Origin of the sequence: Neomicrococcus aestuarii (assembly GCF_014201135.1) — a bacterium.
In the GTDB taxonomy this organism is placed as follows: domain Bacteria; phylum Actinomycetota; class Actinomycetes; order Actinomycetales; family Micrococcaceae; genus Neomicrococcus; species Neomicrococcus aestuarii.
Genome location: NZ_JACHDR010000001.1, coordinates 2140234 through 2158673 on the forward strand (window position 1 = coordinate 2140234; position 18440 = coordinate 2158673).

17 protein-coding genes and 1 riboswitch are annotated in these 18440 nt (G+C 60.6%); of the genes, 11 read left to right on the top strand and 6 right to left on the bottom strand.

Annotated features, from left to right (window positions below):
- Positions 1-153: 153 nt before the first annotated feature.
- From HD598_RS09700 to mnhG, 6 genes are read left to right on the top strand one after another with little or no spacing between them, the layout of a single operon-like run.
- Complete coding sequence (locus tag HD598_RS09700; protein ID WP_183665518.1) at positions 154-3135, top strand: Na+/H+ antiporter subunit A; 2982 nt, start codon at positions 154-156, stop codon at positions 3133-3135.
- The gene (locus HD598_RS09705; RefSeq protein ID WP_071894810.1) at positions 3132-3689 is read left to right on the top strand and encodes a Na(+)/H(+) antiporter subunit C; all 558 of its coding nucleotides are present in this window, start codon (positions 3132-3134) and stop codon (positions 3687-3689) included. The genes HD598_RS09700 and HD598_RS09705 overlap by 4 nt, the downstream gene beginning before the upstream one ends.
- Complete coding sequence (locus HD598_RS09710) at positions 3686-5380, top strand: Na+/H+ antiporter subunit D (protein WP_071894811.1); 1695 nt, start codon at positions 3686-3688, stop codon at positions 5378-5380. The genes HD598_RS09705 and HD598_RS09710 overlap by 4 nt, the downstream gene beginning before the upstream one ends.
- The gene (locus HD598_RS09715) at positions 5377-6009 is read left to right on the top strand and encodes a Na+/H+ antiporter subunit E (protein ID WP_311539013.1); all 633 of its coding nucleotides are present in this window, start codon (positions 5377-5379) and stop codon (positions 6007-6009) included. The genes HD598_RS09710 and HD598_RS09715 overlap by 4 nt, the downstream gene beginning before the upstream one ends.
- A complete protein-coding gene (locus HD598_RS09720; protein ID WP_183665520.1) occupies positions 6006-6275 on the top strand; it encodes a monovalent cation/H+ antiporter complex subunit F in 270 nt (89 codons plus the stop codon). Before HD598_RS09715 ends, HD598_RS09720 begins: the two co-directional genes overlap by 4 nt.
- Positions 6272-6655, top strand: coding sequence for a monovalent cation/H(+) antiporter subunit G (mnhG, locus tag HD598_RS09725; RefSeq protein WP_311539014.1), 384 nt, complete (start codon positions 6272-6274; stop codon positions 6653-6655). Before HD598_RS09720 ends, mnhG begins: the two co-directional genes overlap by 4 nt.
- Positions 6656-6740: 85 nt before the next feature.
- On the opposite strand, the gene HD598_RS09730 is transcribed toward mnhG, so the two are convergent.
- Positions 6741-7010 (bottom strand): DUF4235 domain-containing protein, encoded by a 270-nt coding sequence (locus HD598_RS09730; protein ID WP_183665522.1) that lies wholly within the window; start codon positions 7008-7010, stop codon positions 6741-6743.
- Between the two features lie 95 nt (positions 7011-7105).
- Positions 7106-7242, top strand: a riboswitch (TPP riboswitch).
- A 40-nt stretch (positions 7243-7282) separates the two neighbouring features.
- Here HD598_RS09730 and HD598_RS09735 point away from each other — a divergent pair.
- The 3 genes from HD598_RS09735 to HD598_RS09745 are packed head-to-tail and all read left to right on the top strand — an operon-like array spanning position 7283 to position 10352.
- Complete coding sequence (locus HD598_RS09735) at positions 7283-7903, top strand: ECF transporter S component (protein ID WP_071894816.1); 621 nt, start codon at positions 7283-7285, stop codon at positions 7901-7903.
- Positions 7904-7905: 2 nt separating this feature from the next.
- Positions 7906-9537, top strand: coding sequence for an ABC transporter ATP-binding protein (locus HD598_RS09740; RefSeq protein WP_183665524.1), 1632 nt, complete (start codon positions 7906-7908; stop codon positions 9535-9537).
- Positions 9534-10352, top strand: a complete 819-nt coding sequence (locus HD598_RS09745) for an energy-coupling factor transporter transmembrane component T family protein (RefSeq protein WP_409366182.1) — start codon at positions 9534-9536, stop codon at positions 10350-10352. The genes HD598_RS09740 and HD598_RS09745 overlap by 4 nt, the downstream gene beginning before the upstream one ends.
- A 36-nt stretch (positions 10353-10388) precedes the next feature.
- Here the strand turns inward: HD598_RS09745 and HD598_RS09750 are convergent, their stop codons facing one another.
- Entirely contained in the window at positions 10389-11279 is an 891-nt protein-coding gene (locus HD598_RS09750) for an aminodeoxychorismate lyase (RefSeq protein ID WP_183665526.1), read from the bottom strand.
- A gap of 135 nt (positions 11280-11414) precedes the next feature.
- Here HD598_RS09750 and cls point away from each other — a divergent pair, with 135 nt between their 5' ends.
- Entirely contained in the window at positions 11415-12845 is a 1431-nt protein-coding gene (cls, locus tag HD598_RS09755) for a cardiolipin synthase (protein WP_071895373.1), read from the top strand.
- 6 nt (positions 12846-12851) lie between these two features.
- On the opposite strand, the gene pabB is transcribed toward cls, so the two are convergent.
- A complete protein-coding gene (gene pabB / locus HD598_RS09760) occupies positions 12852-14930 on the bottom strand; it encodes an aminodeoxychorismate synthase component I (protein ID WP_183665528.1) in 2079 nt (692 codons plus the stop codon).
- On the bottom strand, positions 14930-15466 hold the full coding sequence (locus HD598_RS09765; RefSeq protein ID WP_183665530.1) for a low molecular weight protein-tyrosine-phosphatase: 537 nt from the start codon (positions 15464-15466) through the stop codon (positions 14930-14932). The genes pabB and HD598_RS09765 overlap by 1 nt, the downstream gene beginning before the upstream one ends.
- Before the next feature lie 228 nt (positions 15467-15694).
- Here HD598_RS09765 and HD598_RS09770 point away from each other — a divergent pair, with 228 nt between their 5' ends.
- A complete protein-coding gene (locus tag HD598_RS09770; RefSeq protein ID WP_183665532.1) occupies positions 15695-16459 on the top strand; it encodes a hypothetical protein in 765 nt (254 codons plus the stop codon).
- A gap of 178 nt (positions 16460-16637) precedes the next feature.
- On the opposite strand, the gene HD598_RS09775 is transcribed toward HD598_RS09770, so the two are convergent.
- The gene (locus tag HD598_RS09775; RefSeq protein WP_183665534.1) at positions 16638-17666 is read right to left on the bottom strand and encodes a trypsin-like serine peptidase; all 1029 of its coding nucleotides are present in this window, start codon (positions 17664-17666) and stop codon (positions 16638-16640) included.
- A gap of 149 nt (positions 17667-17815) precedes the next feature.
- Positions 17816-18439 carry a LysE family transporter gene (locus tag HD598_RS09780; protein ID WP_183665536.1) on the bottom strand — a complete coding sequence of 208 codons (624 nt, stop codon included), beginning with the start codon at positions 18437-18439 and terminating at the stop codon, positions 17816-17818.
- Position 18440: the final 1 nt, after the last annotated feature.

Genomic DNA, 18440 nt, shown 5'->3' on the forward strand with positions numbered 1-18440 from the left:
GAATGTCCAGAGGATCAACAAAATGTGGCTGAACGTTCAAGTGATTGGGCTAAAAGTGTTAAGGTAAAAGAGGCTCTTTCTATCCCGCTTCTTTTCCCATTCGGGATTTCTTGTTGCTACCTGCCGCTGCCCAGACTCACCATCGGAGGACACGTGCTCTTAGTGCTCATTTCCCTGTTTGCGGTTGCCATGCTGGCTCCGCTGATATTTAGGGTGATGCGCCGAGCCGCCTTCTACGTCCTCGCAGCCGTCCCAGCGCTGGCCTTCGTTTGGCTCATCGCCAACTTCCCACGCTTCATTCACGCGGATCAATCAGCGCTCAACGAAGCCCCCAACGCGCCACCGTTCGAAGTGTACGAATGGGTCCCCGTCCTTCACCTTGAGCTCGCGTTCCGCATGGACGCGCTCGCAGCCATCCTGTGCTTGCTCATTCTTGGCGTGGGTGCCCTGGTCCTGTTCTATTGCGCGCGGTACTTCAAAAACGACGACCCCTACCTCGGCTCCTTCGGGGCGCAGCTCCTAGCCTTCGCCGGCGCCATGTTCGGCTTGGTCACCTCCGATGACCTCATTGTGCTGTTCATCTTCTGGGAAATTACCACCATCCTGTCCTACCTGCTGATCGGGTACGCCCGCGAGCGCATCTTCGCTCGACGCTCCGCCCACCAAGCGTTGATTGTCACCACGTTCGGTGGGCTCGTGATGCTCGTGGGCCTGATCATTCTGGGCGAAACGGCGGAGACCTACCGCATCTCCACATTGCTCAGCCGTGCCGAAGAAATCGTTGCCAACGGCGTGCTTGTCGACATTGCCATCCTGCTGATCCTCGTAGGAGCTGTCAGCAAGTCAGCGCTGGTGCCGTTCCACTTCTGGCTGCCCGGTGCCATGGCAGCCCCCACCCCCGTGTCCGCATACCTTCACGCTGCCGCGATGGTCAAAGCCGGTGTGTACCTCGTGGCCCGACTCGCGCCGTCGTTCTCTGAAACCGCGTATTGGGAAATCACCGTGCTGGGGCTGGGACTCTGGACCATGCTCGTGGGCGGATGGCGCGCATTGCGGCAAACCGATATCAAGCTGGTCCTCGCGTATGGAACCGTCTCCCAACTGGGTTTCCTGATTCTGGTGGTGGGCTCTGGCACAGCGAATGCTGCAATGGCAGGCATCGCGCTCATGCTGGCGCACGGACTGTTCAAAGCCGCGCTCTTCTTGGTGGTGGGCATCATCGACCATCAGGCCGGAACCCGCGATCTGCGCCAGCTCTCGGGCTTGTGGAAGTCCGCGCCGAAGCTGTTCGTGGTGGCGGCTCTGAGCGCCGCATCTATGGCGGCCGTGCCTCCGCTCTACGGTTTTGTGGCCAAGGAAGCGGTCTATGAGACGTTCGTGCAGCAAGCGAGCGAAGGACCGCTAGAACTGTTCATGCTGATCGGCATCGTGGCCGGATCCATGCTCACCGTGGCGTACTCGGCGCGGTTCTTCTGGGGCGGATTCGCCTCCAAGAAGGACGTTCCAGACACCAAGTTTAAGCCCGTCCCATGGCTCTTCTTGCTGTCCCCGGCCATCCTGACCGTCTTCACCGTGGTCATGGCGTTCATCCCGGGCGTCTTCGAGACCATCATCAAGCCGTATGCCGGGCTGTTCCCCGCGGCCGAGGAACCCGTCCACTTGGGACTGTGGCACGGCTTCACGCTGGCGCTGGGGCTGTCCGTGCTCACGCTGCTGGTGGGTGCGCTGCTGTTCGTGACGCGCGACGGCGTGGCCTCGCTTCAAGATCGCCTCTACCCGTTGCTAGACGCAGAACGTTTTTACCGCCTCACTATCGGCGGACTCGACCAAGTGGCCGTATGGGTCACGGGCCGCACGCAGCGTGGTCAGTTGTCCTTCTACCTGGTGATCATTTTGCTGGTGGCGTGCTTGGCGCCGGGCACCGTGATGCTGTTGTACGGCATTCCAGAACCGGGGAATCTGACGGCGTTCGATTCGCCGGTGCAGCTCATCATCGGCGCGTGCGTTGCTGTGGGTGCCATCGCCACCATCTTCGCGGACAAACGATTCCTCTCCGTCCTCATGGTGTCCGTCACCGGGTACGGCATGGCGATCTTCTTCGCCGTTCAAGGCGCCCCGGATCTTGCGCTGACGCAGCTGTTGGTGGAGACCATCACGCTGGTGGCGTTCGTGCTGGCATTGCGCGTTCTTCCGCCCGAGCTGGGACCATCCAAGTCCGCGATCCCCAAGCCAATCCGCATTTTGGTGGCCGTTCTCTTCCCGATCATCATTGTGATTGCCGCGATCGCTTCTATGTCAGCGCGCATTCACACGCCGATCTCGCTGGAGTTCCCACACTTGGCCTACGAGGGCGGCAACGGTAAGAACGTCGTGAACGTGGCGCTCGTGGACCTGCGAGTCTGGGATACCTTCGGCGAAATCACGGTGCTTGCGGCGGCTGCCACGGGTGTGGCTAGCCTGATCTTCGTGATGAGCCGCGGCGATCGTCGCCGTCGTGCCACCGACGTGGCCCCGGGAACCATCGGACGGACGAGACGAACCGGCAAGACCACCGAGCAGGTGGCCGCGCTCTCCGTGGCTCGGCGCTTCATGAGTTCCACTACGGATGAGTGGCTCCTTGCCGGCCGCACGCTCGCGCCGGAGCGCCGCTCCATCATCTTCGAAGTGGTCACCCGCTTGATCTTCCACACCATGATTTTGGTGTCTATCTACTTGCTTCTGGCCGGGCACAACGCCCCGGGTGGCGGCTTCGCCGGCGGCTTGTTGGCTGGCCTCGCGCTGACGGTGCGCTACCTCGCCGGTGGTCGCTTCGAACTCGCAGAAGCTAGCCGCGTCAGCGCAGGTACCTTGCTGGGTGTGGGCATTGCCATCGCGGCATTCTCAGGAATCGCTCCTTTGTTCTTCGGCGGTCAGATCTTTGAGAGCGCGGCCATCGAGTATTCGCTGGGCATCTTGGGGGATCACAAATTCGTGACCTCGACCTTCTTCGACATCGGTGTGTACATCGTGGTGCTCGGCCTGGTGATGGACGTGCTGACGAGCCTCGGTTCAGAGATCGATCAGCGCATGGAAAGCGTGGATGAAAATCACTCGCACTCAAAAGCGGCCCTTCACCCGGTAGGAGGAAACAAGTGAGTATCAACATCACCCTCCTGATCGTCTCCGCCATTCTCATGGCGTGCGGCGTGTACTTGCTCTTGGAACGAAGCCTGACGCGCGTGCTCTTGGGAATTGTGCTCGCAGGCAACGGCGCTAACTTGCTGTTGTTGACCACGGGCGGCGCCCCTGGCCTCGCTCCGATTTACGAAAGCGGCGTGGACAGTACCGAGTACTCGGATCCCTTACCGCAGGCGCTGGTGCTGACTGCCATCGTGATCACGTTCGCCGTGACGGCTTTTGTACTGGCGCTCATCTACCGCGGCTGGGTGCTCGCTCGCCAAGATGACGTGGCGGATGACCCCGAAGATATTCGCGTGGCCGAGCAGCCGCACTTCGACTATGAGGAAGACGCCGAAGTGCCGATCGAAACCACGGAATTCGCCAAGCTATCGGAGACCATCATCAACCACCCGGCCGAAGCCGAGGAAACACCGGGCATCGCCCGCGTGAAATCGGACGTGTCCACTGAGTCAGCAAACGAATCAGAGAACGAATCAGCGAACCAAACTCACGGAGGGGACAAGCGATGACTGTTCAAGCTATTGCCTTTGCACCCCTGGCCGTCATCTTGCCGTTGCTGGGTGCTGCCCTCGCGTTCGCGTTCCGGCGGCGCCGTCATGCACAGCGGGCGCTGACCATCTCAGCTTTGACACTCACGCTCATGCTGGAGATCTGGCTCCTGATTGGCGCCTACCAAAACGGCGCGCAAGCGGTCTTGATCGCCAACTGGGCGCCGCCTTTTGGCATCGCGCTAGTGGTGGATGAGTTCTCTGGCCTCATGCTGGTGGTCTCGAGCGTGGTGAGCCTCGCGGTGTTGCTGTTCTCCACCGGTCAGGGGGATACGGACTCGGATCAGGATGGGCCCATGTCCATCTTCCACCCCACGTATTTGATTCTGATGGCGGGCGTCTCCAACGCCTTCTTGGCGGGGGACTTGTTCAACCTGTACGTGGGCTTCGAAATGCTCTTGACGGCGTCCTACGTGCTGCTCACCATGGGCGGCACGGGCCCGCGTATCCGCGCCGGCATCACCTATGTGGTGGTCTCCGTGATCTCCTCGATGCTGTTCTTGCTGGCGATCGCCATGATCTATTCGGCCACCGGCACCGTGAACATGGCGGATCTGGCCATCAAGCTCGGCGAGCTACCTCTCGAAACCCAAATGATGCTCCACATCATGCTGTTGGTGGCCTTCGGTGTGAAGGCGGCGGTCTTCCCGCTGTCCTTCTGGCTCCCGGACTCCTACCCGACGGCCCCGGCTCCGGTTACCGCGGTGTTCGCGGGCTTGCTCACCAAGGTGGGCGTGTACGCGATCGTGCGCACCGAGACCCTCCTATTCCCCGGGGACAGCCTGAACACCATGCTCATGATCGCGGCGCTGCTGACCATGATCGTGGGAATCTTGGGCGCCATCGCGCAGTCGGAGATTAAACGTGTGCTGTCCTTTACTCTGACCAGCCACATTGGATACATGCTCTTTGGCCTGGCGCTCGGCAACCATCAGGGTCTCGCGGCCACCGTCTATTACGTGGCGCACCACATTATTGTGCAGACCTCCTTGTTCTTGGTGACCGCTCTGATTGAGCGCCGGGCCGGTAGCTCCAACGTGGACCGCTTGGGATCGCTCGCGAAGCTGTCCCCGCTGTTGGCGGTGCTGTTCTTCATCCCGGCGATCAACCTGGCGGGCATCCCACCGTTCTCCGGATTCCTCGGCAAACTGGGCCTGATTCAGGGCGGCGTGGAGAACGGCTCGACCGTGGCGTGGGTTCTGGTGGCGGGTTCCATCATCACGAGCCTGCTGACCCTGCATGCGATTGCCCGCGTCTGGAACCGTGCGTTCTGGCGTAAGGCCGAAGAAGCGGAGAACCCCGATCCGCTGCTGACCACCCACATTCCCTCCCGTCGCGAGGCCGCGCAGAACCGCTCGAAGGCTCGCGAAGCTGCCGTCCTTGCGGCTGCCACGGAGAGCCCGGCGGCCGCTGCCGTCAACAGTGATGTGGGGGATGAGCCCGAAATTACGACGGCGCAGCTTCTGCCGGCGCCCATGGTTGCGCCGACCGCGGCTCTAGTTGCGATCGGAGTAGCGCTCACCATCTTTGCTGGGCCGCTCTTCGCATTCTCAGATCAAGCGGCCGCCCAGATGCTCGAGCGTGCCCCGTATATTGAGGCCGTGATGGGTGGCGCGGATCAGGTTCCCGTGGAGATGGGAGGCACCAAGTGACTCTTCGGAAGATGAAGAAAGCGCGCGACCGCTCCAAGCTCACCCTCATCAACGAACTTCCACTGTTGGTGTGGCTGGTGTTCGTGTGGGTGGTGCTGTGGCAGAACTACTCGCTGGGCAACATCGCTTTCGGTCTGGTGCTGGCGCTCATCATCGTGAACTACTTCCGATTGCCGCCCGTAGAGCTCTCCGGCCGCTTCAATGTGTGGTTCGCGATTCTCTTTGTCTTTGACTTCATCAAGGACATTTTTGTGGCGTCCTTCCAGCTCGCGTGGGTTGCACTCGTCCGACCCACCACTGTCCGGAACGCCGTGATCGGCGTGCCCTTGCAGACGCGGCAAGATTTGATTGTGACGTTCGTGGGCCACGTGACCACCTTGATCCCCGGCTCCCTCGTGATCGACGTTGACCGTCGCACCTCCACCTTGTACTTGCACGTCTTCGATGTTCGCACTGAGGAAGACCTCGAGAAGATGCGACGCAAGGTCTGGCGCACCGAGCGCCAAGTGCTCTCGATCATGGGCACTAAAGAGGAATACGAAGCCATGAAGGCCTCGGCCAAAAAGACTCTCGAAAACAAGAACACCCAGGAAAACAAGCCAGCAGCCGGCAAGGAGGTCAACTCATGATGACCATCGTGGTGTGGATCTGCGGCATCCTCATGTCCATCGGCGCTATCGGCGCCATCTATCGCGTGGCGAAAGGACCCTCCATCTTGCAGCGCGTTCTGGCCACGGACGTCTTGTTGATCATCATCGCTAGCGCGCTCGCCCTGGACATGGCTATCAACAAACACACCAATCACATGGCGTTCGTGCTGATTGCGTGCATCGCCGGATTCATTGGCTCCGTGACGGTGTCCCGTTACGTCTACCACCGGGACGGTATGAAGTGATCACTCCTGAAGATTGGGCTCCCGCACGGGATATCGTGACCGCCGTGCTGTTGCTGATTGGCGCTCTCATGTCCATGGCAGCTGGCGTGGGCCTGTGGCGGTACCCGGACCTGCTTTCGCGCATGCACGCCGCTACCAAGCCTCAAGTCTTGGGCTTGTTCTGCTTGTTGCTGGCCGTGGTGGTGCAACTGAACCAGTGGGTGTGGTTACCGGTGTTCGCGTTGGCGTGGGGTTTGCAGTTGCTGACCTCACCCGTGAGCGCGCACATGGTGGGACGCGCCGCGTACCGCACCAAGCACTTGCGCCAAGACATCCTGATTAAGGATGAGCTCAAAGGCGTTGTGGATCGCGCCATCAGAAACGATTCCGCCAAGAAGTAAATCCCTCAAAAAAGACACAAAAGGGGCGGCGCCCGAACCACGGTAAGTGGATTCGGACGCCGCCCTAAAAACTTCTAGAGACCCTTTAGACCTCGTCGAGGTTGCGGTTGTACTTCTGGAGCGCGCGCTGGGTGCCGCGGTTGGTGAGCACCTGGATGACGCCCATGACGATGGATGAGAACACGGTGAAAGCAAGGACCTGCTTGAGGGACTGCTCGCGCTGCGCGTCAGCGTCCATCATGTTGGGGGATTCCTTGCCCGTGGACTTCTTCCAGACAATGTCCACGATCTTCTTGCCCAAGAAACCAGCGGCGATCGAAGCCAACGATGCGCCGACCTTCAAAACAACGTTCACGAGTTTTCTCCTGATGGTTCGTTACGGGTGACGACGCGAGGCATCGTCGTCGTAATGTCGTCTCTCAGCATATAGGGAGCTACACTGGTTCAACTGATTAACGACAGGGGAGCGCACGTTTTCCGGCACCGGCAACGGGGCAGGACTACAGGGCGCTGAGAGTGCGATACATCGCAGACCCTCGAACCTGATCCGGTTAGTACCGGCGCTAGGGAGTCGAGTTTCTCGGGGTGCGTCGATGCACCCTCCCCTCCTTTTCTAAGGAGGAAACCTTGAGCACGTCTACAACCACGCCCACGCCGAAAGTCTCTCTTGCGTGGCGCCCCACCGACATCGTGGTGGCTGCCGTTCTCGCCGTCGCGTGCGGTGTGATTTTCTGGGCCTGGAACTCGTCCTACCAAGTACTAGCACCCTTGTGGGTAGCGTTCCCGCCGTCCTCATCTCTCATCAACGGCATGTGGCTTTTCCCGGCTGTGCTGGGCGGACTCATCATTCGGAAGCCCGGAGCCGCTCTTTTCGTGGAGCTTGTCGCGGCCATCATTTCCGCGTTTTTGGGCTCTAGCTTCGGCATGACCGTCATTGCCTCCGGCCTGATTCAGGGTTTGGGTGCGGAGCTGATCTTCGCGTTCTTCATGTACCGCAAGTTCAACGTCGTCGTGGCTCTGCTCGCTGGTGCCGCGACCGGCCTCTTCGGCGGTATCAACGACGCGTACATCTTCAACTGGTACCCCGAATACTCCGATACCTGGAAGCTCATCTACGTGCTGGGCACCGTGGTTTCCGGAGCAGTTGCCGGCGTGGTGGCGTGGGTGCTGACTCGCGCGCTGGCCCGAACGGGTGCGCTGTCGGCCCTGCGTTCGCGTAACGCCGCTAACGAGCCGGTCGCCCGCTAAGCATGACTACTCAACTCTCAGCCCGCGTGATTCCCGCGCGCGTCCACGCTCGTGACTGGAGCTGGCGTCACGCGGGCCGTGAGTTGCCGGCAGTACACGGCTTGAACGTGGAGATTGAACCCGGCCAGAAGGTGCTGCTGATTGGGCCTTCGGGCGCGGGCAAGTCAACGCTCTTACACGCGATGGCCGGTGTCTTGCACCCGGATGAGGACAATGCCTCCACCGGTTCCCTCGAGATCAACGGCATCCCGGCCTACGGGCAGCGCGGGGTCGCCGGGCTCATGCAACAGGATCCCGAGACGCAAGTGATTCTCTCCCGCGTGGGCGATGACGTCGCATTCGGCGCAGAGAACCTCGCAGTCCCGCGCGAGGAGATATGGCCCCGGGTCAGCGCTGCGCTTGAAGCGGTAGGCTTGGACGTTTCCTTGGACCATTCCACCGCGCGCTTGTCCGGAGGTCAGAAGCAGCGCTTGGCGCTCGCGGGAATTCTGGCGATGCGCCCCGGTCTTCTCCTGCTTGATGAGCCCACCGCCAACCTGGACCCGGACGGGGTGCTAGAGGTCCGCGACGCCGTCCTGGCCAGCATCGCCGACTCCGGCGCCACCGCGATTGTGGTGGAGCACCGGATCGCGGAGTGGGCGCGCCACATGGATCGCGTGCTGGTGCTGCAGCCCCACGGCGGGATCTCCCACGACGTTCACCCCGAGCGGCTCTGGTCGGATGCGGATTTACGCTGCGAGCTGGCTGCGGCAGGCGTGTGGGTTCCTGATTTTGAGTACGACGACGCCCGCTCGCCTCGTGTGGGCACCGCTGAGGATTCGCGGGTCTTGTTGAGCGCTCGTGGGCTTGCGGTATCGAAGGAAGCGCCACATCGTCGGACCTTTTGGGCACGACGCTCCGGGGGCGAAGGATCGCGAAAGAGCGCCCCGTCGCCGGTTCTGACGGGGATAGACCTTGAACTTCGCGAAGGTGAAGCCGTCAGCGTGATCGGCAAGAACGGCGCCGGAAAATCCACGCTGTTGCTCACCCTCGCCGGACTACTGGAAAAGCATGGGGGCGAGCTCGAAGCCAGCACGGAACTGCGCGGACACCTCAAGAGTCCAGACCCGTTCTCGTGGCGTGCGCCGGAACTCGTAACCCGCGTGGGCACGGTGTTTCAAGAACCCGAGCACCAGTTCGTCACCCCGAGCGTCCGCGAAGAACTCGCGTTCGGCCCCCGGCACGCGGTGCACCCGGAAACGGGTCAGCCGCTCTTTACCGAGGAGGAAGCGCAAGAGCGCGTGAATCAGCTCCTTGCGCGATTGCACTTGAGCCACCTCGCTGACGCCAATCCGTTTACGCTGTCGGGTGGGGAGAAGCGTCGCTTGTCCGTGGCCACCGTGCTTGCGGCTGGGCCACGCGTGCTGTTGCTGGACGAACCCACCTTTGGACAGGACGCCAACACGTGGGCCGAGCTGGTGGCTCTGTTGAGAGAGCAGCTTGCCGCAGGAACGAGCTTGGTTGCCGTAACCCACGACGACGCCTTCACGCGAGCGTTGGGTGCCACCACGTTCCGCGTCGGGGAACAATCAGCCGGTGAACGACCAACTGGGGAACAACCCAACGAGGAACATCCGAGTGGGGGTTCCCTGTGAGCGTGACGAATTTCGACATCTCCGCAGACGCCAAGCTCCAACGCCGGGCCGTTCTCTTGCGGGCCAACCCGCTGTCCAAACTAGTGGCAGTTCTGGCGGCCACGCTGCCGCTGGTGGTCACGATGGACTTTGTGAGCGCTGCCGTAGTGCTGGTGGGAACGCTCGCACTGTTGCCGCTCTCGGGAGTCTCGCCCGTGCTGTTCTTCCAGCGCGCATGGATCCTGGTGGTGGCGTCCCTTCTCACCGTGTGGGGAACCGCGATCATCGCCGAAGACTCAGGACGTACTCTGCTCGATCTAGGGACCTACAGCATCTCGGAAGGATCGCTGTCCTTAGGAGCGGCCACGGGACTGCGCGCTATTGGCATCGCGGTACCCGCAGTGCTGGTCATGGCGTCCACCGATCCCACGGACCTCGCCGATGCACTCGCTCAGCGCGCCAAGTTGCCGCACCGCTTTGTCCTAGGCGCGCTCGCAGCCATGAGGCTACTCGGCTTGCTCGCGGAGGAATGGAAAACCCTCGGCATGGCCCGCCGCGCGCGCGGAGTCGGATCCTTCGGATCGCCGTTGGACCGCATCAAAGCCAACACCGGACAAGCGTTCGGACTCATGGTCCAAGCCATCCGACGCGCTTCCAGACTCGCCCTCAGCATGGAAGCAAAAGGCTTTGGCGGTCACCACCGGACCTGGGCGCGACCGTCCACGTTCTCCCTGCTTGACCTCTGGGTACTCCTGGGAGGCCTAGCGCTCGGCGCGCTCGCAGTGTGGGCCGCGTTAAGCGCTGGCACCTGGAATGTGGTTTGGATGAACAACTAGATCGGGTACCACGTGCTCTGAGGCGCGGAACCTGAACTACATAATCTGATCCACAAGCCCTTGAAGCTCGCGGTGCAACGCCTCGTTGCGGGACACCTCAGTGCCGTCGATCTTGTTTACTGGCGCCAACAAACGCACCGAAGACACCAGCCACACGGCGTCCGCTTCATGCAAGTGGTGCGGCTCGAGCGGGCCGTAGCCGAGCTCCCAGCCGGCCTTCTCGGCGGCGGCAAAGATCGCGCCCTGCGTGGTGCCCGGAAGGATGCCGGTCTCCAAGATGGGCGTCGTGAGCTTCTTGACTCCGTCGACTTCGCTTGCGATCAGCACCGAGGACGTGGGGCCTTCAAGGACCAGTCCGTCGCTCGCAACGAAGATCACGTCGTCCGCACCGTGATGGTGCGCGTGGCGAAGGGCTGCCATATTCACGGCGTAGCTGAGCGTCTTCGCTCCCATGAGAAGCCACGGGGCACGATCCGCCACGGTGGAGTCGTAGCCGCGCTCAAGCAGCATCACGTCGATGCCGTTCTCGCGCTGTTCAAGAATGGACTTGGACACCGGCGAAACCATCACCCAAGCGGTGCCGTGTTCGGCACCCTCGGCGCCTCGCGTGACCACAATCTTCACGGCCGCTTCCAGCGTGACGGAAGCTGCGTCGTCGTACTCCTTCAAAAATTCTGTCACCGCGGTATTAACGGCAGTGCGGAAGGCTTCCTCAGTAGGAATCGTGATCTCCACGGATGCTGCGGAAGATCGCATGCGGGCCAAGTGAGCGTCCAATTTGCGTACCGCACCATCGCGGTAGTGCGCCGTCTCGAAGATGCCATCGCCGCGCGTGACGCCCTGATCCAGAACGGACAATTGCGGGGTGTTCGGATCCGCAATGCGGCCGGCAGGATGAGCAGATTCGATGAAAACGAGAGCAGTCATGGCGTCCAGCCTATAACCGCTAGGGTGCGCCCGCGGAACAGAATAAGCTGACATGCATGATTATTTGTCCGGGGAGGGGAACCGGTGCTTGATTTCTCCTGGCTGTGGGGCGATATCCCACGCTGGCTGTCCGTAATGTGGACCGTTATTGATATGGGAATCCGTATTGTCATGCTCGGTGTAGTGCCCGGCAATCGGCGCCCCACCACCGCGATGGCGTGGCTGCTAGCCATCTTCTTCATCCCCATTCTGGGTTTGGCGCTGTTCTTGCTGTTCGGCAACTTCCGGATGTCACGGCGTCGTACTCTGCGGCAAGCGGTCATCAACGAACGTGTGCTCTCCGAAACCAAGCACCTGGACTTGGACGACGAAGATCAAAACCTTCCCGGCTGGGTTCACTCCGCCGTGGCCATGAATCGCCGGCTCGGCGGAATGCCGCTGGTACGCGGAAACTCCGTGGAATTCCTGACCGATTACCGCGAATCCATTCAAGCGATGACCGAAGCCGTGCGCACCGCCCGAAGCTACGTGCACGTTGAGTTCTATATTGTGGGCGATGACGACGAAGTGGTCGGCCCGTTCTTGGACGCTCTGGTGGCCGCGGCGGATCGCGGCGTGAACGTCCGGTTCCTGTTTGACCACCTGGGCACCATGCGAGTCTCGGGATACCGGAAGCTGCTGAAGCGGCTGGATGATTCGAAGATCAGCTACCGCCGCATGCTGCCGCTAGCGCCCGTGCACGGCCAGTGGCGTCGGCCGGATCTGCGCAACCACCGCAAGATCGTGGTGGTGGATGGGACCGTGGCTTTCACGGGTTCTCAGAACCTGATTGAGCCCGGGTATAAGCGTGCCGCGTCCCGCCAGATGGGTCGCGAATGGGTGGAGCTCATGGCGCGCGTGCGTGGTCCGCTGGTGGCGAGCCTCGACGTGGTGTTCACCACCGACTGGTCCCAAGAGACGGATGAGAACCTGCTCGATGACGTCCGCTCTATCACTCCGCTCAACGAACCCGGTGCGGTGTCCGGGCAGTTGGTGCCATCTGGACCTGGATTCTCCGCCGAGAACAACCTCCGCCTTTTCACGACGTTGATCTATTCAGCGACGCGCGAGCTCCGCATCACCAGCCCCTACTTTGTTCCGGATGATTCCCTGCTGTACGCCGTGACCACGGCGGCCCAGCGCGGCGTCAAGGTCAAGCTCTACGTGTCCGAACGCGGCGATCAGGCGCTAGCTCACCACGCGCAGCAGTCCTACTACCGATCCTTGCTGACCGCGGGCGTGGAGATTTACCTCTACGAAGCCCCGCACGTGCTGCACACCAAGTGCTTCACCGTAGACAACGAGGTCGCCGTTTTTGGCTCCTCCAACATGGACATGCGTTCCTTCTCCTTGAACTTCGAGATCAGCATGATGCTGCTGGGCCCGGAGATCGTGGAGCGTCTGGACAAGGTCATGGACGAGTACGAATCCAAGTCCAAGCGCGTGAAGCTGGGCATGTGGAATGCGCGGACGCCGTTCGAGCGGTGGAAGGACAACGTCGCACGGCTTTCGGCAACGCTGCAGTAAGTGCCTTTAGCCCGGGAACTCGGCGCCCAGTGTGCCGAGCACCCCGAACGCCTTCGCGCGCAGTTCGTCCCATTCCTCTTCCGGCACGGAGTCCGCGGTGATAGCGCCGCCGATTCCCAAGGACAGATCCCACGAGCCATCTTGGGTTTGCTGCATCAAGAGCGTGCGGATCACCACTGAGAGGTTCATGCCGCCGTTACGGGAGAAGTACCCGATAGCACCTGAGTAGATGCCGCGCGGGTGCCAGTCCTCAAGCCGGTCCAGGATGTTCATGGTGGAAATCTTCGGCGCCCCCGTCATGGAACCGGCAGGGAACGCCGCTCGCACGGCTTCTGCTCGGGAGATTTCCGGACGCAACTGCGCGTCGATAGTGGAGACCATTTGGTGCACGGTCGCGTAGCTTTCCACAGCCAAAAGCCGCGGCACCCGCAAGGTGGCCGGGTACGCCGAGCGCACTAAGTCGTTGCGCAACAAGTCCACAATCATGATGTTCTCCGCGCGATCCTTGGGGCTTGTCGCGAGCTCGTGCTTGAGCGCCGCATCCTCCACCGGATCCGCGAGCCGCCGCCGCGTGCCCTTGATGGGCTCAGCTCGCATGAGTCCATCAAGGGAGATAGACAGGAATCGTTCGGGGGAAGAACTCGCAATACTCGTAGCGCCAAAGCGACCAAACGCCGCGTACGGCGCCGGCGACCGGTCCTTGAGTGCCAAGTAGATCGCCCACGGATCCGCAGTGCTCGCGCGAGCCGAAACCGAGGACGTCAAGCAGACCTCGTACGTATTGCCCTCGAAAATCTCGCGTTGCGCTTCCTTGATTTTCGCGAGGTACGTTTCGTGGGAATCGCGAATGCTGAACGACCCTGCCAAGGTGAGCGCGGCGTCGTCGTCCTCAATCTTTTTAGTATCAACTGCAACCGAGCCCGCCTCTAGCGACGCAACCGCCGCGGCAACCGAATCAAAAAATTCATCAGCGTCCGCGGATTCAATCGCGAGCGCGTGCGCCGTCTGCGTCTCGTGATCCACAATCACTGCACGCGCTGCACGAATGAGCGCGGCATCCGCGGTGGGGGAGCCGCTCACGTCGGCGCCGCCGAACTCGCGCTTGAGTTCGTAGCCCAACCAGCCGAGCCACCCCAACTCAAAGTCGAGTCCTTCGAGCGCAAGCGGCGGCGCGGACGTGGTCAATCGACGGTCCCACGCGTCATCCAGCCACCCAAAGAACGGGCCAGGAACTACCGCTTCGGCGCCCTGATGCCGAATCCGCGTGACTCCGTCCATGTGCTGCGCCGTGGCCCCGAGAGCGCCGGAGGCGTCCGCGAGGATCGAATACCGGTTGCGCCCCAGCGGATCCTCGCTGCCGGCGGAGGAAGAATGCAACAAGAACGCCTCCGCTGACTCCCCATACAGCTTTTCAAACAGTACGACGGCGCAGTCTTGCGTTTGGTTCTTCGGCAGTTCGAAAGTGCGTGCATGCGCGGGCAAAGCGCGCTGTTGTTCGATTTCGGGGCGGAGCGCCTCGCGGATCGCGGGCAATTCGGTGAGTGCACGCAGGACTGCTTCGGTTTCGGTAGCGCTACCGCGGGCCGCGTTAACGGTGATATCCGCGTCTACGGGTCCATTGTCCGAGTCCATCCAGTGTTGTTCCTGTTGTGCCCAGCGGTCCCAGTGAGGAGCGTAAGTCTCGCCGTCGCGTTCAAGAGCGCGGCGTTTGCGTTCCTCATCCGTCAAGGAAACCCAAATATGAGCGTCGATGAAGCGGGAGGCCGAGCGCGCGTTGGCGCCCACGCCTTCGATAATCACAATCGGCGCCGGGGGAGTAGAGCGTTTCTCGCCTTCGCGGTCCTGGTACCAATCCCACGCGAACCAGTGGGCGGTCTCGCCCCAAAACAGCGGCTCGGCTACTCGTTTCGTGTAGAGGTCGATGCCTTCTTCGAGGCCGTCCCACCCGGGGTAAATGTCTTCAAGGTGGAACAGGGCTACCGGGCGGTGTTTCCGCAACAAAGTAGCGAGCTCGAGGGCGAGCGTGGATTTGCCGGCGCCGGAGCGGCCGTCAATGGCGATGATGGTGCTTGAACCTCGGGACATTAGTCCTGATCTTTGTCCTCTCCGGGCGGCGATGGTTTGCCTGACGGGGCCTCTTCGAGTTCCCGTAGGTAATCAATAATGCCCGGTATAGAGGCTGCAATCAGATCTCGCACGGCTTCGAAGTCGCTTTCCTCGCCGTACCAGGGGTCATAAATGCCCTGATCTTCGATGCCGCGATGCGCCACTTTGGGGTCAAAAGCGCGGAACATGCGAACCTTCGCGCGGTCATGAGCCGTGGGTGCGAGGTGTCGAAGGTGTGCGTAATGTTCATCTTCCATGGCCAGCACCAAGTCCACGTTGGAGAATTCGTGGAGTTCAAACTGGCGGGCTGTGTGCTCGCTCGCGTCATGGCCGAGCGCTTGAAGGATTTCCGAGGCCCGGGAGTCAATCGGATTGCCTAATTCCCACCCAGCGGTTCCGGCCGAGGTGACGAACACGTTGAAGAGACCGGCCTCTTCCGCAGCCGCGCGAATCATGTATTCAGCCATAGGAGAGCGGCAAATATTGCCGGTACACACCACCGCAACCAGAGTCATGCAATGAATGTAGCCCAGAATCTGGCGATTGCAACGAATAACTTCTCGTGAACGTGAATGAAATTGTGGCGTAACAAGCGACGCAATCTATGTTTTAAATCGTTGACATGGGATAACTCAAAAATGTGCGCGTCACTACGGGTCGGCCGTTTCGACCGCGCGCACGGATGAATCCCCATTTCTTCCCGACACCAATCCATTCGCCGCACCCAAAAATGAGATTGAGTCATGCCCGAAAAAACCATTAGCGCGCCTACGCGCCGCTCAGTCGCCAAGGGAATTGCCTGGAGCGCCCCAGTAATTGCAGCCGCTTCCCTCGCCCCATTTGCTGCGGCTTCGCCGGCCCGTTGCCCAGTCGTGACGCCGGGTGGATCGGGCGATCCGTGTGGCCTGAACGCCAAGGCTTACACGCAAGTGGACTACACGCATGTGGTGGACAACAAGGATCCGTATCTAGTAATCACTCAGCGGCTTCAGGTACTTCTTCCTGTTGGTACCACTTTGACGACGGGGCAATCCATCACTTTGACCGTCGATATTGGTGGGGTGACAACCGGGCTAACGGCGACTGCTGTTCTCGAACCCACTGTTACCCAACTTGATGTTGCAGTCACAACGTCCTCCATCAACAATGGCACTGGAACTCGACTCCAAGTCGTTATTACGGCTAACAACAACTACACCTTCAACTCTGCGCTATGGCTGGTATTAACGCTCAAAATTCCATTGAGTAGCATCGCGGCCGTAAGCCTTGGTGGCCTGTTAGGGAATGGAATCACCATCCAGTTGACGTCCGCTACGGCGACGGGGGCAACAGGGTGTGGTGGTGCCGGAAGCATTTTGAGTATCCCGATTCCAAGTGGCGCTGCCGATGATAGCTTGACTCAACTTGCAACTTTTGTTGCCTCTACGTTGAGCGCGCTTGTGAATACGGGGCTTAAGGTCTGCTTGCCGCTCGGTCTCGGTAGCGTCATTTTAAACATTAATGTCTGACAAGTGACCCTTTGAACTCAGGTCCTTTGAGTCTCATTGATGTCATGTGAAGTCGCTCTTTCTACCGCGTTGCTGAACGAATGATTCGGTAGATCCGCAAGTGATAAAGGTGTGGGGTTCGTCAGATCGATCTGACGAACCCCACACCTTTTCTTTCTACTAAGAGGGTTTTTGTGGGTTACCGAACGGCAGCGTCCTGATACGCCGACTGAATTACGGTGCCCCAGTATGGGCCGTACATAACAGTTGACTTAGAACCGTAGCCGTAGCTGTTCACGGAGTTCTGGTAGCCGCTGGATGAGGTGCCCAAGAACCATGGGCCGCCGGAGGAACCTCCGGTCATGTTGCACGGGATGCCCTGGCTGTTGAAGGCCGGGTTGTAAGGATCGTTAGACGAAGGTCCGGTGCAGGAGTACAGCGTCTCGCCGTTGAATGGGCGTGCGGCTGGGTAGCCGAAGGCTTTGTAGGTCTGACCGCGAGCAGCGTTGAACTGGACTCCGGAAGCTCCCACCGTTGCTGCGAGGGTCTTTCCGCTCAAGGTGTTCATGACGGCGAAGCCGGTGTCGTACTGCATGGAACCCTGCGAGCTCCACTGCGTTGGAGCCACGAGCGTGCGGGCGGTGAACTTTCCGTACGGTGCGGCACCGTTCTTATAAGCAGGGACAAAGACGAAGTTCGTGGCGAAAGCGCCGGGACCTTCATTGAGGCAGTGGCCGGCGGTGGAAACCGTGGAGCCGTTGCTGGAGGTCACAGAGTTTCCGGAGCACACGTAGTTCGAGCCACCGAGGGTGAAGAACACCTTGCCGATGTGGCTGACAGGATTCTCACTCACCGCGGAACTCGAAGCGGCCTTGCGCTCAGGAGCTGCGAGCTTGGTAGGTGAGCCGGAAGCGTTGAGCTGATCGACGGACTTGGCGTTGAGGGCCTGTGCGATGTCATTGAGGCTACGCTGAACGGCGGCGGAACCTGCCTTGAGCGTGAGCACATCACCAGGGATCGCGGACTTCATGCGAGCGGCCGTCCAATAGGTGGCTGCCTTCTTCGCCTCGGCGCTGGAAACCTGGTGAGTTTCGACGGAAGCGGAGCTGCCCGCCTTGGTGAGCTGCGCCGTCGTAGTGTCAGCGCTTGCTACCGCGGGAACGAAAGCAGCGGTGACTGCGAGAGAGAGTGAGGCGGTAACGGTTGCGCCCCAGTGAAGTTTTCTCATCTTTGTACCCTTCGTTGATCGGGCGGAGTGATTCGGCCTCGATGAGATGAAACTACCGTTCAACAACAGTTTCAGAAATAGCCATTTGGATAATTTTCTGGGGCGGTTTGTGAAGGGGCTCTACAGAGTAAGGGTGCGGCGGCTAATGCTTAGTGAATGAAGATCAGCAAAACCGCCACCAAGATGAACAGCACGCCGAACGTGGTGTTCATGATGCGTTGACCGCGGGCGCTGCGCGTAAAACGGCGGAAACTTTTGGCTGCGGCCGCGAAGAAGAACCACATCACCAGGACATCGACCAGCACAATCGTGCCTATATAGATGAGGTATTGCGGGAGTAGTGGCTCGCTGGGGCGAATGAATTGAGGTGTGAAAGCGAGGAAGAAAACGATCGCCTTCGGGTTGAGCAGATTTACCCAGACGCCGCGCCGGAACATCGAAAGTGCGGGTTCGTTCTTGCGAACATCGAGCGCAGTTTCTTCTGAAACGGGTTTGGCGAGGATCGAACGGATGCCCAGATACACCAAGTACGCAGCTCCCGCGTAGCGCACCACGTTGAACAGGACGAGGGAATTCGCCACGAGGATACCCACGCCGGCGGCAACGATCAGCACGTGGATGAGGAGTGCAACTTGCTGCCCCAGGATGCCCCAGAAGGAGCGCCGGAAGCCTTCGTTGATGGCGTTCGTCATGGTGTTGATGGCGCCTGCGCCGGGGGTGAAGCTGATGACTACGCTCGCGCCGAGCAGGGATAACCAAAGGGAGAGGGGCACC